Source organism: Pseudarthrobacter sulfonivorans (assembly GCF_024391045.1).
Classification (GTDB): domain Bacteria; phylum Actinomycetota; class Actinomycetes; order Actinomycetales; family Micrococcaceae; genus Arthrobacter; species Arthrobacter sulfonivorans_B.
The window spans coordinates 17,683-33,296 of the sequence record NZ_JANFCZ010000019.1; the positions used below are offsets into that span (position 1 = coordinate 17,683).

At 65.8% G+C, this 15,614-nt stretch carries 16 protein-coding genes; 12 read left to right on the plus strand and 4 right to left on the minus strand.

Annotated features, from left to right (window positions below; translation table 11 throughout):
* Positions 1-33 precede the first annotated feature (33 nt).
* From NQJ30_RS13030 to NQJ30_RS13040, 3 genes are all read left to right on the plus strand, one after another.
* The gene (locus tag NQJ30_RS13030) at positions 34-336 is read left to right on the plus strand and encodes a DUF4193 domain-containing protein (protein ID WP_164202190.1); all 303 of its coding nucleotides are present in this window, start codon (positions 34-36) and stop codon (positions 334-336) included.
* A gap of 311 nt (positions 337-647) precedes the next feature.
* Positions 648-1,196, plus strand: coding sequence for an AMIN-like domain-containing (lipo)protein (locus NQJ30_RS13035; protein WP_255770360.1), 549 nt, complete (start codon positions 648-650; stop codon positions 1,194-1,196).
* A gap of 186 nt (positions 1,197-1,382) precedes the next feature.
* Positions 1,383-1,862 carry a Dps family protein gene (locus NQJ30_RS13040; RefSeq protein WP_255770362.1) on the plus strand — a complete coding sequence of 160 codons (480 nt, stop codon included), beginning with the start codon at positions 1,383-1,385 and terminating at the stop codon, positions 1,860-1,862.
* 103 nt (positions 1,863-1,965) lie between these two features.
* On the opposite strand, the gene NQJ30_RS13045 is transcribed toward NQJ30_RS13040, so the two are convergent.
* A complete protein-coding gene (locus NQJ30_RS13045; protein ID WP_374113263.1) occupies positions 1,966-3,540 on the minus strand; it encodes an MFS transporter in 1,575 nt (524 codons plus the stop codon).
* 69 nt (positions 3,541-3,609) lie between these two features.
* On the opposite strand from NQJ30_RS13045, the gene NQJ30_RS13050 reads away from it, so the two are divergent.
* Positions 3,610-4,149, plus strand: coding sequence for a TetR/AcrR family transcriptional regulator (locus NQJ30_RS13050; protein WP_255770364.1), 540 nt, complete (start codon positions 3,610-3,612; stop codon positions 4,147-4,149).
* 156 nt (positions 4,150-4,305) lie between these two features.
* Here the strand turns inward: NQJ30_RS13050 and NQJ30_RS13055 are convergent, their stop codons facing one another.
* A complete protein-coding gene (locus NQJ30_RS13055; protein WP_255770365.1) occupies positions 4,306-4,851 on the minus strand; it encodes a TspO/MBR family protein in 546 nt (181 codons plus the stop codon).
* Between the two features lie 92 nt (positions 4,852-4,943).
* Between NQJ30_RS13055 and NQJ30_RS13060 the strand changes: the two genes are divergently transcribed.
* The 3 genes from NQJ30_RS13060 to NQJ30_RS13070 all read left to right on the plus strand — a co-directional run bounded on the left by NQJ30_RS13060 (position 4,944) and on the right by NQJ30_RS13070 (position 9,013).
* On the plus strand, positions 4,944-6,080 hold the full coding sequence (locus NQJ30_RS13060) for a lipid II:glycine glycyltransferase FemX (protein WP_255770366.1): 1,137 nt from the start codon (positions 4,944-4,946) through the stop codon (positions 6,078-6,080).
* Between the two features lie 90 nt (positions 6,081-6,170).
* Positions 6,171-7,487 (plus strand): peptidoglycan bridge formation glycyltransferase FemA/FemB family protein, encoded by a 1,317-nt coding sequence (locus tag NQJ30_RS13065; RefSeq protein ID WP_255770367.1) that lies wholly within the window; start codon positions 6,171-6,173, stop codon positions 7,485-7,487.
* Positions 7,488-7,525: 38 nt separating this feature from the next.
* Entirely contained in the window at positions 7,526-9,013 is a 1,488-nt protein-coding gene (locus NQJ30_RS13070; protein ID WP_255770368.1) for a threonine/serine ThrE exporter family protein, read from the plus strand.
* Between the two features lie 20 nt (positions 9,014-9,033).
* Here NQJ30_RS13070 and NQJ30_RS13075 read toward each other — a convergent pair whose 3' ends face one another.
* Positions 9,034-9,873, minus strand: coding sequence for a siderophore-interacting protein (locus NQJ30_RS13075; RefSeq protein ID WP_255770369.1), 840 nt, complete (start codon positions 9,871-9,873; stop codon positions 9,034-9,036).
* Positions 9,874-9,887: 14 nt separating this feature from the next.
* Entirely contained in the window at positions 9,888-10,658 is a 771-nt protein-coding gene (locus NQJ30_RS13080; RefSeq protein WP_255770371.1) for a uracil-DNA glycosylase, read from the minus strand.
* A 180-nt stretch (positions 10,659-10,838) separates the two neighbouring features.
* Here NQJ30_RS13080 and NQJ30_RS13085 point away from each other — a divergent pair, with 180 nt between their 5' ends.
* From NQJ30_RS13085 to groL, 5 genes are all read left to right on the plus strand, one after another.
* Positions 10,839-11,168 (plus strand): DUF3263 domain-containing protein, encoded by a 330-nt coding sequence (locus NQJ30_RS13085; RefSeq protein ID WP_374113260.1) that lies wholly within the window; start codon positions 10,839-10,841, stop codon positions 11,166-11,168.
* 52 nt (positions 11,169-11,220) lie between these two features.
* Positions 11,221-11,865, plus strand: coding sequence for a LytR C-terminal domain-containing protein (locus tag NQJ30_RS13090; protein ID WP_255770372.1), 645 nt, complete (start codon positions 11,221-11,223; stop codon positions 11,863-11,865).
* Positions 11,866-12,042: 177 nt separating this feature from the next.
* On the plus strand, positions 12,043-12,249 hold the full coding sequence (locus NQJ30_RS13095; RefSeq protein ID WP_255770373.1) for a cold-shock protein: 207 nt from the start codon (positions 12,043-12,045) through the stop codon (positions 12,247-12,249).
* Positions 12,246-13,526, plus strand: coding sequence for an ABC transporter substrate-binding protein (locus NQJ30_RS13100; RefSeq protein WP_255770375.1), 1,281 nt, complete (start codon positions 12,246-12,248; stop codon positions 13,524-13,526). The genes NQJ30_RS13095 and NQJ30_RS13100 overlap by 4 nt, the downstream gene beginning before the upstream one ends.
* A gap of 291 nt (positions 13,527-13,817) precedes the next feature.
* A complete protein-coding gene (gene groL / locus NQJ30_RS13105; RefSeq protein WP_255770376.1) occupies positions 13,818-15,446 on the plus strand; it encodes a chaperonin GroEL in 1,629 nt (542 codons plus the stop codon).
* Positions 15,447-15,614 lie beyond the last annotated feature (168 nt).

The following is a 15,614-nucleotide window of genomic DNA, read 5'->3' on the forward strand; positions in this document are numbered from 1 at the left end:
TGGTGCCGCGCAGCAACGAAAGTGAACCCCGCTATGGCTACCGATTACGACGCTCCACGCAAGACAGATGACGAGTCTTCCGCAGAGTCGCTGGAGGCACTTCAGGCATCCCGCGGCGGCAACGCCCAGACCGCCGTCATCGACGTCGAGGAGAACGATACGGCCGAGGGCATCGACCTGCCCGGCGCCGATCTTTCCGGCGAGGAACTGACTGTTGTGGTTGTTCCGGAGCAGTCTGACGAGTTCACGTGCTCGTCCTGTTTCCTGGTCCGCCACCGCTCCCAGATTGCCCGCGAAAAGAACGGCATGAAGTACTGCATCGAGTGCGAAGGCTAGGGATTTCCCGCGCCCTCAAGAGCGATCACAGCCCCGTCAGCCTAGCGGCCGGACGGGGCTTTTGCGTCTCCGCGGCGCAACCGGAAAACGGCCGCCCGGCGGCTGGTCCGGCGTCGTTATGATGCATAACGGCCGGGTGCAGAAGTGGTGTTAAAAGCGTTTCTTTGGAACGCAAAAACCAGTCGGAATTACTCCGGCGTGACCGGCGAAGGCCGCCATTAACGGTTCCGCGCCGAAGCTGCAACAACCCTTATTTACGGCCCGTGGGACTCCTACGCTTGAGGTACCTCATCACTCGAAGGGTGGCCGCAATGAAAAAGGTTCATGCATGGCTGGCAGTCATTTTGGTGGCTGTCGGATTGGGGTTTGTGGCTCCGGCGCCCGCCTCGGCAGCCACATCCTATTGCGGACTCGTCTGGGGGTCGCTGGCGAAGGCAGCGCCGCAGCTGAGCACCGCATCCGTCACAAATGTCAGGACGGGGCAGCATTACTGCTTCGACCGGATGGTGGTTGATCTCAACGGCCCGGTCAAGGGCTACACCGTCCAGTACGTTCCCGCGGTTGTCCAGGACGGTTCGGGTAGCGAGATTCCCCTGCTCGGTTCTGCGTTCCTTCAGGTAACAGTGAACGCGCCATCCTATGACAGTAGCGGCAACGCCACGTTCAGCCCGGCGCCCGGGGCCAAACTGTCTGACGTCTCCGGATACCAGACCTACCGCCAGGTGGCCTACGCTGGCAGCTTTGAAGGCTATACGAGCCTGGGCCTGGGCGTGCGTGCCCGGCTACCGTTCCGGGTCATCGCCCTCGACGGCCCCGGCGCCGGTTCCCGTCTGGTAGTGGATGTAGCGCACTTCTGGTGACCCGTGAGAGAGGAAACCGCACTGGCGCCCCGGCCGGATACCAGCCGCCGGGGCGCCCCTGTGCGCCTGCTGGGTCCGGCCGATTCCTGGTGGCCAAAAGCAATTAGTAAGCTTACTGTGAAACTTGGGGCGCCGGCCGGGGAGGGCTGATAGCGTCGGCATTACTGGACCAATCGAGGAGGACTCATGAAAGCTTCACCGACCCTGACCAACAACCTGCAGGCCGTTCTGGCGGACCTGATCGAGCTGCATATCCAGGGCAAGCAGGCCCACTGGAATATTGTGGGAACCAACTTCCGGGACCTTCACCTGCAGCTGGACGAAATAGTTGATGCCGCCCGGCAGTTCGCGGACGACACCGCCGAGCGGATGCGTGCACTGCATGCCCTGCCGGATGGCCGGAGCTCCACCGTGGCCAAATCAACGTCCCTGGCCCAGTTCCCCGAGGGCCTCATTACGACCAAGGACGCGATCGACCGGATTGTTGCCGCCCTCGAGGCCGCTGTTGGGACCATGCGCAAGGTCCATGACGAGGTGGACGAAGAGGACCCCACTTCCGCGGACCTGCTCCACGAATTCATCGCCAAGCTGGAGCAGTATGCGTGGATGGTCAACGCGGAGACCATGAAGGCCTCGGCCAGCGTCACCGCCCCTGACACGAAATAGGTGCTGCTCACCCGCCGGAAGGCCCGGTGGCCAGAAAGCCCGGCGTCGGAATTCTCCGACGCCGGGCTTTCTTGTGCGCGTCTGTGGCGAGTTGCCCCGGTGCCTAGTCCGCCGTCGGAACCTTTCGGAGGACGACGGCGGTGACGGCCGCCGCGCCCGCCATCAGTACCATCGCGATTGCCGCAGTGATCTGGACTCCTGAATCGAAGGCAAGGCGCGCCGCAGCGCGGAGCCCGTCGCCGAGCGGGGCGGGCAGGCCGGCGGCCAGTTCCGTGGCCCCGGCAAGGGTCTCGCCCGCCTGGTGCACTGCGCTCGCGGACGCCGACCCTTCCAGCCCTGCGGGGAAGTGCAGGTTGTGCTGGTAGGACGCGGTCAGGATGGATCCGAGGATGGCGGTGCCCAGCAGGGAGCCCAGCTCATAGCCGGTTTCCGAGATGGCCGCCGCCGCGCCGGATTTCTCGGCGGGAACGGAGCCCAGGATGAGATCGTTGGAAATCGTTTCCGCGGCACCTACGCCCAGGGCAAGAATCAGCAGTGCGGCCAGCAGGAGAACCGGTCCGGACGTGTGGTCACCCAGCACCACGAGGGCGTAGCCGGTAGCGCTAAGGGCCAGGCCTCCGGCCACCACGAAGCCGGGCCGCACCTTGCGGACCAGTGGGACCACTGCCAGGCCGGCAACCACCGTAGCCACCAAAGCCGGGATCATGGCCACCCCGGCCGTCGATGGCGTCATCCCGTCCAGGAGCTGCAGGTGCTGGGCCAGGAATAGGATGAAGCCGGTAAGGGAGAACAGTGCCAGCACGTTGGCCGCGATGGCCGTGCTGAAGATCCGGTTGCGGAAGAGCGATACGTCCAACATGGGGCTGGCCAGCCGCTGCTGACGGCGGACAAAGACGAATCCCATGGCCAGGCCGAGGGCCATGAGCGCCGCCGGAACGGTGCCGAATCCTGCCGTGGCCAGCTCCTTGATGCCGCATACCAGGGGAACCATCACCAGCAGGGACAGGGCGATGCTTGGCACGTCCAGGCGCCCGGGATGCGGATCCTTGGACTCCGGGATGAAGGAGGGGCCGAAGGCCACCAGTGGAAGCATGATGGGCACGGCGACCAGCAGGACGGCGCCCCACCAGAAGTGCTCCACCAGCCAGCCGCCAAAGGTGGGCCCCAGTGCCGCACCTCCGGAAAAGCCCGCCGCCCAGATGGCTACCGCCAGCCGGCGCCGGTTTGGCTCGGGAAAGATATTGCGGATCAGGGACAGCGTGGAGGGCATCAGCATGGCGCCGAAGAAGCCAAGGGCGGCCCGTCCGGCGATCAGCCACTCAGCGCTGGGGGCGAAGGCTGTGGCCGCGGAAACGGCAGCGAATCCCACACTTCCGATCAGGAGCAGGCGGCGGCGCCCGATCCGGTCGCCCAGACTGCCCATGGCCACCAGCAGACCGGCGAGTACCAGCGGATAGGCATCCACAATCCACAGCAACTGAACTCCCGTTGTCTGCAGGCTGCCCGCGATCGCAGGGAGCGCGAACGTCAGGGCCGTGTTGTCCACCGCGACCAGAAGCACCGGGAACATCAGCAGGATCAGTGCCAGCCAGTCGCGCCACTCCACCTGTTTCGGGCGCGGCGGCAGGGTGCGGGCCTGTGGTTGCTTTGTGCTCTTCGGGGAAACGTCGGACAACATCATTCAATAACTATACCGTCCAGACGGTACAGTTAAGAAACGCGGCGTTGACCATGCATGATGGGAACCATGCCCAGAAAACCAGTAGCCCGCGATGCCGTCCTCGATGCGTTTGAGGAACTCCTGATCGGCGTGGGGGAGCGGGCAGCCACGCTGGATGCCGTGGCCAGGCAGGCCGGAGTGTCCAAGGGCGGCCTGCTCTACCACTTTCCCAACAAGGAGGCGCTGATCGCGGCCATGCTGGAGCGCCTTGATGTCCTGGCCGGCCAGGACATTGCCCGCATGGCAGCGGCGCCGGAAGGCGCGGCCACGTACTTCATCCGGACGTCGCTCTGGTCCGGTTCGCCGATGGACCGGTCCTTCCTCGCGGCCAGCCGCCTCGCGGAAGTAGCCCACGTGGAGGCCCGGCGCCGGTTCGCAGCCATCCAGCAGCAGTGGCTGGACCTGATCGCCGCCGACGTTGGAAGCGCCATGGCCAAAGCCGTCCTGTATATGGGGGACGGGCTGTACCTGAACGCCATGTGGGAAGGCGGCCCTGCCTCCAGCACTGACGGCAGGCAGGGCGACGTGGAGGTCCTGCTTGCCGCAGTGGAGCGGCTCCGCGGCTGATTCTGCCCCATCATTCCGGCGGGCCGGGGCACAACCCGCGTGTTTCCGCGCCGCCTGTATGTCCGGACCTGAATGATGGCGCAAAATCCGACGGCGAGACCCGCAGCTAGGGCCGACGGCCGTGCCACGCCCGGACGCCGGGTGCCGGTGCTGCGGCTAGTTGTTCAGCGCTGCCCACAGGTTGAGGGACGAGGCGAACACAATCCAGGAGATGTAGGGGAGCAGGAGGAGCCCGGCGATACGGCTGATCGGGCCGAACCGGACCACCGTTACGGTCACGGCCACGATTAGCGCGAGGATGATCGCAAAAGCCAGCCAGAGCGCCGCTGTGCCCATCATCGGATACAGGCTGAAGAACGTCGGAGTCCATAACAGGTTGAGGAACAGTTGGACCCCGTAGGCAACGAGGGCCGGCCTGGACCCCGGAACGCGGCGGCGCCACACCAGCCACGCCGCGACGGCCATCGCAGTGTAGAGCACCGTCCACACGGGCCCGAACAGCCAGTTGGGCGGTGACCACGGGGCTTTGTCGGCGCTGACGTACCAGCCATTCACGTTGCTGACCGTGGAAAAGGCGCCCAGCCACGCGACGAAGGCGGAGGCTGCCAGGAAGACCGCGAGGGCAGCCACCTGGGCGGCGGGCCCGGGTTCCGGGCGGGCGCCTTCAGGGCTGTGGGTGGCTTTGTCCGGCAGTGACTCCATGGATCAACCCTCGCGAAGGGAAGCCCCGCGGTCAAGCCGCTCGCCACCCGCTGAAACGGCCGGACCGGTTCAGGCTTTAGACTTGTGGCTACATGTCCGCACGCAGCCACGAGTACAGAACCGCCTACGAAACCCTGAGATTGGACACGGCCCCCTTGCGAGAATTCACCGCCCGCTTTGCCACAGCGGAGGAAATTGAGAACTGGGACAAGCACGTCACGGCCAACCCCAACGGCGGCAACATGTTGCAGTCCGCGGCTTACGCGTCCGTCAAGAACGGCAGCGGCTGGAATGTCCGCTTCCTGGTCCTGGAGTCCGGAGCAACCTCCAGCTACAACCTGGTCCTGGAGAAGAAGTTCCCCGTCCTGGGCCGCCTCTGGTACCTGATCAAAGGACCGGACCTGGACTCGGTCGCGGACCTCAAACCGGCACTGGAGGCCTGCGCAGCATTCGCCCGCAGCCGCAAGCTCAAGGTCTTCAGCATCAAGATCGAACCGGACATCATCGCCTCAACGGACGTCCAGGCGCAGTTCGCCGCGGCCGGCCTGGTGAAGGCGCCCAACATCCAGTCCAACGACTCCACGGCACTGCTGGACATCACCGCACCGGACAACGAGGTGCTTCGCGCCATCTCGTCCCGCGCCCGGAACGCGATCCGCCGCGCCCAACGCGAAGGCTGCGAAGTGGTGGAGCGCGAACAGAGCCCGCAAACGTACAAGGCGCTTTATGACCTCATGGCGGACACCGTGAACGCCAAGGGCTCCATGCCGCTGCGCAGCTACGATTACTACGCCCGGTTCTGGGATGAGTTCTGCAACCGCAGCCAGGGCCGCTTCTTCTTCGTCTACGAGGACGGCAAACCCAGCGTCGGGGCCTTCGTCATCAACTACGGTGCCAAAGCAACCTACAAGGACGGCGGCTCCACCCAGAACCGCAAACAGTACGGCGATTCCCACCTGGTGCAGTGGGCGGCGATCCGCCGCATGCAGGAGTTGGGCTGCACCGAGTACGACTTCTGTGGAACCCCGCCCGCGGCGCAGATCAAGGACAAAACCCATAACCTTTACGGCATGGGCATGTTCAAGACCAGCTTCACCAAGACGGTCACGGACTTCGTCGGCTGCCACGATTATGTCCTGGCGCCGCTCAAGTACGCCCTGTGGGTCAAGGGGGCCGAACGCGTCTTCCGGCGGCTCGAAACCGCCCGCACCGGCCAGCAGTTCTACTGACCGCGCCACGCAACAAACACCCACCGACCACACACAGACGAACGCAAGCGCCTCCCAGCCGGCGGCGCAGCCACAGATGAGGTTACTTCCGTGAATCCAACCAAGGCCGGGGCCGAACTCGAGCCCGGCGTCCTGAGCGATGCCGAATTCGAAGCGTTCGCCCGCCAGCACCCGCAGAACAACTTCATCCAGTCCGCCGACTTCGTCCGGTTCCAGCGCGCCCGCGGCCAGGTGGTGGAGCTGTTCGGTGTCAGGCGCGACGGCGAACTCATCGCCGCGGGCAAGCTGAACTACACCACCAACCGGTTCGGCTACAAGGTCTGCGAGTGCGCCAAGGGCCCCCTCATGGACTACACGGACGCCGCATTGGTGCGTGACGTCGTCGGACTTCTCAAAGCGCGCGCCGCGGCCCGTAAGGCTGCCGAACTGCGGATCTCCCCGAACCTGCCGTACATCGCCCGCAATGAAGACGGCGCCGAGCACCCCGAGCTGGCAGACAACAGGCCGCTGGTGGCCGCCCTCGAGGGCCTGGGCTTTGAACACCAGGGCTTGGAGATGGACTTCGTCAACGTCAACTGGATGTTCATCAAGACGCTCGAAGGCATCAAAGATTCCGAAGAGCTCATCATGAGCACCAGCTACCGGACCCGCAAGGCCATACGGAAAGCCGAAAAGAACGGCGTGTTCCTGGAACAGGCCACGCTGGAAACCCTGGATGAGTTCTACGGCGCACTGAGCACCGCCGGCGACGAGAAGGGCTTCGTGTACCGCGAACGCGCATACTACGAACACCTCCTGCGGACCACGTCGCCCGAGTTCACCAAACTCATGATGGCCAAGATCGACATCCCCGCGTACCGGAAGTCCATCACCGAACGCCTGGAAGCCGAGTCCGCGGCCGCCGCCGAACTGCGCCGCGAGGTTGAGGAAACCGGCAGCAAGAAGAAAGCCAACCGGCTTAAAGTGGTCCAGGACCTGGCGGACAGCTACGAACGCAGCCTCAAGGACATCGAGCGCTTCCCGGACTCCGTGGGCGTGGCCACCGTGGCCGCCATCCACTTTGTCTGCTTCGGCGACGAGGTGGTGTGCGTGATCGGCGGGACGGTACAGGACTACATCTACTTCAACGGGGCCACCTCCCTGTACTGGGGCATGATGCTCCACGGGCTGGAAAAGGGCTACTCCCGGTACAACTTCTACGGCACCTTCGGCATCGAGGGCCAGGACGAGGAAGGCCACGGCGGCTACCAGTTCAAGAAGGGCTTCGGCGGGAACGTGGTCCAACTCGTGGGCGACTTCGTGATGCCCGTCCGGCCCCTCGCCTTCCGGGCCAACCGCTTGGGCCGCTCTGCAGTCGCCGCGGCCCGGATCCTGCTCGGCAAACTGCCGCTGAAGCGGCAGGCGTAACACCACCCCACAAGCGCCAACCACGGAGGAGGGACCACATGACCAAACGTCATGAAAACACCCGCGGCAGGCCTCATACCGACGGCCTGCCCAAGACGGAACCGTTGTCGCCCTCCCAGCTCCGCCAGGACGCTGCCGCCAAGCGGATGCTGCGGCGCCTGGTCCAGGGGGAGAACCCGCCGACGGCGCCTCTGAGCATCGTGGACAGGCTCGCCGGGAGCCCCTACGCCAACCCCATGATCCAGGTGGGCGGCGTGGACACCTCCGCGCGCAAGACCCTCGACTTTGCGCTGCACCTTGCCGAGACCATGTTCCGGTACGGGGCCGGCGCCCTCGAGGTGGAGACGAGCATCATCGCCGTCACGGCCGCGCTGGGCCTGAAAAACATCGAAGTGGACATCACCAACCAGTCGGTGGCCATCAACTATGCCCCGAAGGACCAGCCGCCCATCGCGCTGCTCCGGGTGGTGCGGTCCTGGACCAACAACTACGCCGGGCTCGCCAAAGTGCACCGGCTGGTGACGGACATTGTGGCCGGGGGAGTGGGCCGCGATGAGGCCATCCGCCGGCTCGACGAGGCCATCACCAGCCCCAAACCGTTTCCGCGCTGGATGGTCACCATGGCCTTCGGCGTGTTCGCCGCGGCCTTTGTGGGCGTCCTCGGCGGCGGTCCGGCGTCTTCGGCCATCGCCTTCGTGGCCAACCTCGGGGTCAGCCTCCTGGCCCGCCAGTTGGGCAAGTGGCGGGTTCCGGACTTCTTTACGACGGCGGCGTGTGCCTTCGGTGTCACGCTCACCGCGCTGCTGTTGTGGCGTTTCGGCCTCACCAATGCGCCGGCGATCGTGGTGGTGGGCGGCATCCTGCTGCTCCTGCCCACCGGGCGGCTGGTTTCCTCGGTTCAGGACGCCATCAATGGGTTCCCCGTGACAGCAGCGGGCCGGTTCCTGTCCACACTCCTGACGTTCGGCGCCATCGTGTCAGGCATCGCCGTGGCCTTCGTCGTGGGGGCGATGACCGGCATGCAGGCCATCGACGTCACCGAGACGTTCCCCCCTGCCTACAACCTCTGGGTGCTGGTGATCTTCATAGCCCTGGCGGTGATGGCCATCGGCATCACCGAGCAGACCTCCTGGGACCTGCTGCTGCCCACTGCGGGCGTGGGCGTAGTGGGCTACTTTGTCCTGCTGGGCGCCGGTTCGCTCGGCGTCGGCGACCGGTTCGCCCCGGCGATCGCCGCCGTCGTCATCGGGCTGCTGGCGAGGGTGGTGGCCCTGAAGATGGGCGCGCCGCAACTGGTGGTTGCCGTTCCTGCGGCCCTGATCCTGCTGCCCGGACTGACCATCTTCCGCTCCATGTACGTCCTGACCATCGAGGAATCCGAGATCCTGTTCGGGGCCGGAGGGATGCTCAACGCCGGCGCCATTGTCCTGGGCACAGCCGCCGGCATTGTCCTCGGCGACACCCTGGCCCGGCCGCTGACCCGCAGCCTGGCCAGCAACGAACGGCGGCGCGCCCGGCGACGGTAGGCTTCCCGGCCAGCTGCCTGTCAGATCTTCCCGATGGGCAGCTTTTTCTCAGCCTGGAAATCGTCCTCTACACGGCCCTTCGCCCAGTACCCGGACAGCGAAACCTGGCTCCGTTCAAGGCCGCGCTGGGCAAAGAGCACCGTCCGCATGGCCTTCATGTAGCCGCGCTCACCGTGGGCAAACACGTCTACCCGTCCGTCCGGCCAGTCGGCGTCGGCCACTGCTGAGACCAGCAGATCGCCGTCGCCGGCGGGTGCGCCGTTCCGGCGGAGCCAGGTGAGCTGCATGCCTGCGGGGGCCGCGATGTGCTGGATGTCGGCGTCGCTGTCCACCTCGATGAACGCCAGGCCGCGGGCGTCCGCTGGCAGGGATTCGATGGCTGCGGCGATGGCCGGCAGGGCGGCCTCGTCCCCGGCGAAGAGGTACCAGCCGGCGTCAGGTGAGGGGTTGTAGCCGCCGCCGGGACCGGTGAGGGTGAACGTGTCCCCGGGTTTTGCGGCAGCTGCCCACGGTCCGGCCAAGCCTTCGTCCCCGTGGATCACAAAGTCGATGGCGAGTTCCCGCGCCGCCAGGTCCACCCAGCGGACCGTGTAGGTGCGGGTGAACGGCCACTCCGCCCGGGGCATGGTTTCGCGGACGGTCCACAGGTCCAGCGGCCGGGGGTACTCAACGCCGGGTTGCGGGAACACAATCTTGACGTAGCGGTCCACAAAGTCGTTGTTCACGTACGAGGAAAAGCCAGGCCCACCCGCGACGATCCGCACCATGTGCGGGGACAATTCTTCCCGGCGGATGACGGTCAGGTCAATCTGCGGGCGGGTGTTCTTGGTTGCGCTCGTGGCGGCCGGGACAGTGCTCATAAGGCAACCCTAAGCTAAACCAGCGGGGGGAGCTCCCAGGTTACGCCCGTGGTGCCTTGCTCCAACAGCAGGTCATTGACAGCGCTGAAAGGCTTCGAGCCGAAGAAACCGCGCGACGCCGATAACGGGCTCGGGTGCGCACTGGAGACCACCGCCGCTCCGTCCAGGAGCGGTCTGACGCTCTCGGCGTCCCTGCCCCAGAGCACTGCCACCAGGGGGGACCGGCCGCCGTCGGGGGTGCGCCGGCGGGCAACCGCGGTGACTGCCGCCGTCGTAATGGCCTCCCAGCCCTTGCCCCGGTGCGAGCCCGCCGCACCGGCCCGGACGCTCATGACCCTGTTCAGCAGGAGGACGCCCTGGCCGGCCCAGGCGGACAAGTCGCCGTGGACGCGCGGCGGAATGCCGAGGTCGGACTCAAGTTCGCGGTAGATGTTCGCCAGGCTCCGGGGGATGGGGCGCGTCCGCGCGTCGACGGCGAAGGAAAGGCCAATTGCGTGGCCGGGCGTCGGGTAGGGGTCCTGGCCCACGATGAGGACTTTGACCCCGGCCAGCGGCTGCCTGAACGCCCGCAGAACGTTCGACGGCGACGGGAGCACCGTGTGCCCGGCATCCACTTCTGCGGCCAGGAACGTGAGGACCTGCCGGAGTTCAGCGGCCACCGGTTCCAGCGCCTCAGCCCAGTCCGGGGCCATCAGCTCAGCGAGCGGCAGGCGGGCGAGTTCGGCGAAGCCAACGGCGTCCGCCGGATCCGCCGCCAGCTCAAACAGTGCGTCGGGTTCAAACACCGTCCTATTCTCGCAGGGATCCCCCGCCACCCCCGGAGTTTTTGTCCAGATATAGGCCGTGTCCGGGCCTAAAAGCGGTAATAAGCGGACAAAAACCCGGCGGGGGTGGAAATGACAACCCTGTGATTCACGCCGTAGCATGGAATGAGATTTCCAACCTGATCATCGAAGGGATGTGCCGTGGCGGAGCCTGCTCGCGAACACGTGCCGGACACCGCGGACCAGAGCCCGCTGCTGGCTGATTTCACCCTCCGGGACTCTCCGCTGAGTGAGCGTGACCAGCAAATGCTGGCTTTGGAACGGCAATGGTGGAAGTACGCCGGAGCCAAGGAACAGGCCATCCGGGAGCTCTTCGACCTCTCTGCGACGCACTACTACCAGCTGCTGAATGCCCTCATTGATTCCGAGGCGGCGCTGGCCCACGACCCCATGCTCGTCAAGCGGCTGCGTAGACTACGTACGTCGCGTCACCGGGCACGCACTGCTCGCCGCCTGGGCTCCGACGCCTGACCAATTCTCGTGCTGAGCCATCAGCAGCAATCCACAAGGACGTCACTGCACCATGACCAAATACGCTCGCGATGAATTCGATAAGGTACCGGAGACCGCTTCGCGGCAAGGCGTCCACCGCACGGCATCGGCGCCTGCCGGGCGCCGGCTCTGGCCGGTCCTCGCCGTCGGCATCGCGGCGCTGGCCATTGGGCTTGTCTCCTTCCTGATCCTGCCCAAGCTTGGTTTCACCCAGGCCGGCAGCGAGCTGTCCACAAGCCTCGAGGGGTCTGCGTCATCGGCATCCAGCGCAGCCCCGCCGGCCAGTCCTGCTACGTCGGGCAGCGCGGAACCGACACCCAGCGCCGGGCCCTCGGAAAGTGCCCGGCCGTCATCGGAGCCTTCGGCCGTCCCGTCCGCCACCGAGACGCCTGCCGCCGTGCTGAACAAGGCCCAGGGTGTTGCCGTGTACAACGCCGCCGGCACCGCCGGGCTGGCCGGGCGCGTCGGCTCTGTGCTGCAGAACGACGGCTGGACGCTGGGGCAGGTAGGCAACTGGGCCGGTGCGCCGCAGCAGGTGTCCAGGATCTTCTACGCGGGTGCGGCCCAGCGGCCCCACGCCGAAGCGCTTGGCACCCTCCTGGGCATCCCCACGCTGGTCAGCAGCCAGGAATTCCAGGTTCCCGTCGTGGTGGTTCTGGGGCCGGACTACCGGTAACGCCCGCGGTCACGCGTCCATAACTTTCGGGCGGCGCAGTGCCGCCCGGCTCGGCCACCCGGGCCAGTTGTGGCTAGAGTGAAATCAGGCTTCGGTCCCCTTCGCGGTGCTGCTGCAGACGGCTGTATCCGGTTCACAGCGAAGTGGACCGTCGGCACTACGGAAAGAGTGGACATCATGGCATTGGGAACCGTCAAGTGGTTCAACGCCGAAAAGGGCTATGGCTTCATTACCGTGGATGGGTCCGGGGATGACGTCTTTGTGCACTGGTCGGCCATCGACGGCGAAGGCTACCGGGCCCTCGACGAAGGCCAGCGCGTCGAGCTCGAAATCGGCGAAGGCGAGAAGGGCCCGCAGGCCGAAAGCGTCCGGCCCGCAGAGTGAGCTTCGGCCGCCTCGCCTCAGCAATCCTCCGTTGCACCACCACGGCGGCCCTCCTGCTGGCACTCGCCGGGTGTGCCGGTGCCGCCGGCGGCAACGCCCGGCTGGACACTGTGGAAGCCTCCGGCGACGGTGCCCTGCGCATCGGCCTGATCCTGGACAACATGGGGGAGCGGAGCTTCCTCAACGATTCACAGCGTGCGGCCGCCGAAGCCGCCGTCAAGGACATCAACGCCGCGGGCGGCCACAAGGGCAAGCCCGTCGAACTGATCATCGGGGCCGGCGACGACACCCGGGCGCAGGCCAGGAACCTCGTGGACGGCAAAGCCGACGTGGTGATTGGGCCCACGGACTCCAGCCACGCCGCCGCCGCCATCGACGTGCTGTCCGCCGCAACAACACCGCTGATCTCGCCGGCCAACTCAGCTGGAGCCCTGAGCACCTATAAAAGCGGCGGCTACTATTTCCGGACCGCGGCAGCGGACGTTGCCCAGGCCTCCGTCCTGGTGAAGCTGGCCAAAGACGGCGGGGCCCACAGCATCGCCGTAGTGAACCAGGACAGTGCCTATGGCAGGGACGTCGCCGCCGCTGTGGCGGGTGCCGCGACGGCCGCCGGCCTGGAAACTGTCAGCACCTCAGCCTACAAACCCGGCGCCGCGCAGAAGGCAGCCGCAGCGGCGCGGGCGGCCAACTCCGATGCCGTGGTCCTGATCGCGCGGGACGACGCCCAGGGTGCCCTCGCGGAACTCAACAATGCCGGCCTGTCCGGCGCCAGGATCATCCTCAGTGACGGTGCCTTCGCGCAATACGGTTCGGGGCTCGGCGCCAAGGCCCTGGAAGGTGCCCGCGCCGTGGTGCCCGGTGTGTTCGCGTCGGCGGCCTTCCAGGCGCGGCTGCTGGAAGTGAACCCCGCCTTGAAGGACCTGACCTTCGCGGCCGAGACTTACGATGCAGTGACCCTTGCGGCGTTGGCCGCGGCTAAGGCGGATGACGACGCCGGCCGCTCCATTGCGGCCAACCTGATCGCCGTCTCCGGGGGTACTCCGGGCGGCGCTGCCGGCACAGGGGCCGCTGATGCCGGGAAGCCGTGCCTGTCCTACGCGGACTGCCTCGCCGTCCTCAAGTCAGGGGCAAAAGTAAATTACGACGGCGAATCAGGGCCGGTTGCCTTCGATGCCCACGGGGATATCACCACGGCGAACTTCATGGTGTTCACCTATGGTGCCGACAACCGCGCCGTGCTGAGCGGACGCGAAGCGGCGGGCAGGGCATCGGGCTGATCGCCGGTGGCGAACGGCCGCGCGGGGAACAGTGGTTTCGGAGGTCATTCGCTTGCACTCTCACCGGGGGAGTGCTAATTATTGAGTTAGCACTCCTACATGCCGACTGCTAAAGCATCGTCCGGTTTTGCCGGGTCCGGGGCTTGGGGCCGGCAGTGGAGCGAAAGAAATACCTAGCTGGAGTGAGATCCCCAGCCGCGGCATACAGAGGCCGCCGGTCAAGGATCGTCCGTCGCGGGCACTGCAGTGAGGTTCATTCTTAACGACTGTCCCGAAAGGACTACTGCCGTTATGGCCAAGATCATTGCATTTGATGAAGAGGCACGCCGCGGTCTTGAGCGGGGCCTGAACATCCTCGCCGACGCCGTCAAGGTCACCCTCGGCCCGCGTGGACGCAACGTCGTCCTCGAAAAGAAGTGGGGCGCCCCCACGATCACCAACGATGGTGTTTCCATCGCCAAGGAGATCGAACTGGACGATCCTTACGAGAAGATCGGCGCGGAGCTGGTCAAGGAAGTTGCCAAGAAGACTGACGACGTCGCTGGCGACGGCACCACCACGGCAACCGTGCTGGCCCAGGCCCTGGTCAAAGAAGGCCTGCGCAACGTTGCAGCCGGTGCTGACCCGCTGTCCCTTAAGCGCGGCATCGAGAAGGCCGTAGAGGCCGTCACCGTTGAGCTGCTTGCCTCCGCCAAGGAAATCGAAACCAAGGAAGAGATTGCGGCCACCGCCTCCATCTCCGCCGGTGACGACGAAATCGGCGCCCTGATCGCCGAAGCCCTGGACAAGGTGGGCAAGGAAGGCGTCATCACGGTCGAGGAGTCCAACACCTTCGGCCTGGAGCTGGAACTCACCGAAGGCATGCGCTTCGACAAGGGTTACATCTCCGCCTACTTCGTGACCGACACCGAGCGCCAGGAAACGGTCCTTGAGGATCCGTACATCCTGATCGTCAACTCCAAGATCTCCAACGTCAAGGAACTGGTTGCTGTCCTGGAAAAGGTCATGCAGTCGTCCAAGCCGCTGCTGATCATTGCCGAGGACATCGAGGGCGAGGCCCTGGCCACGCTGATCGTCAACAAGATCCGCGGCACGTTCAAGTCTGTTGCCGTCAAGGCTCCGGGCTTCGGCGACCGCCGCAAGGCCCAGCTGGCCGACATTGCTGTCCTCACCGGTGGCCAGGTCATCGCCGAGGAAGTTGGCCTCAAGCTCGAGACCGCCGGCCTGGAACTCCTGGGACGCGCCCGCAAGGTTGTTGTCACCAAGGACGAGACCACCATCGTTGAAGGTGCCGGCGACGCCGACCAGATCGCTGGCCGCGTTTCCCAGATCCGTGCCGAGATCGAGAACTCCGATTCGGACTACGACCGTGAGAAGCTGCAGGAGCGCCTGGCCAAGCTGGCCGGCGGCGTTGCAGTCATCAAGGCCGGTGCCGCAACTGAAGTTGAGCTCAAGGAACGCAAGCACCGCATTGAGGACGCTGTCCGCAACGCCAAGGCTGCTGTTGAAGAAGGCATCGTCGCCGGTGGCGGCGTGGCCCTGATCCAGGCCGGCGCCAAGGCGTTTGCCAACCTGCAGCTCCAGGGCGACGAAGCAACGGGCGCGAACATCGTCCGCGTTGCCATCGACGCTCCGCTGAAGCAGATCGCCTTCAACGCCGGCCTCGAGCCCGGTGTTGTGGTGGACAAGGTCCGTGGCCTGCCTGCAGGCCACGGCCTGAACGCAGCATCCGGCGAGTACGTCGACCTGCTGGCTGCCGGCATCAACGACCCCGTCAAGGTAACCCGCTCTGCCCTGCAGAACGCGGCTTCCATTGCCGGTCTGTTCCTCACCACCGAGGCCGTTGTGGCCGACAAGCCGGAGAAGAACGCTCCGGCCATGGGTGGCGGCGACGAGATGGGCGGCATGGGCGGCTTCTAGCCCCCGGCTCTCCCCACGCACCACAGCACAACGCACGACGGCGGTCCTCACCAACGGTGGGGGCCGCCGTCGGCCGTTAGAGTGGCTGCCCCCCTGCTCTGGCAGATTTGCTCTATCAGGTTTGGTCCTCAAAACGCCGCCATAGCTACCACATCTGATAGAGCATCC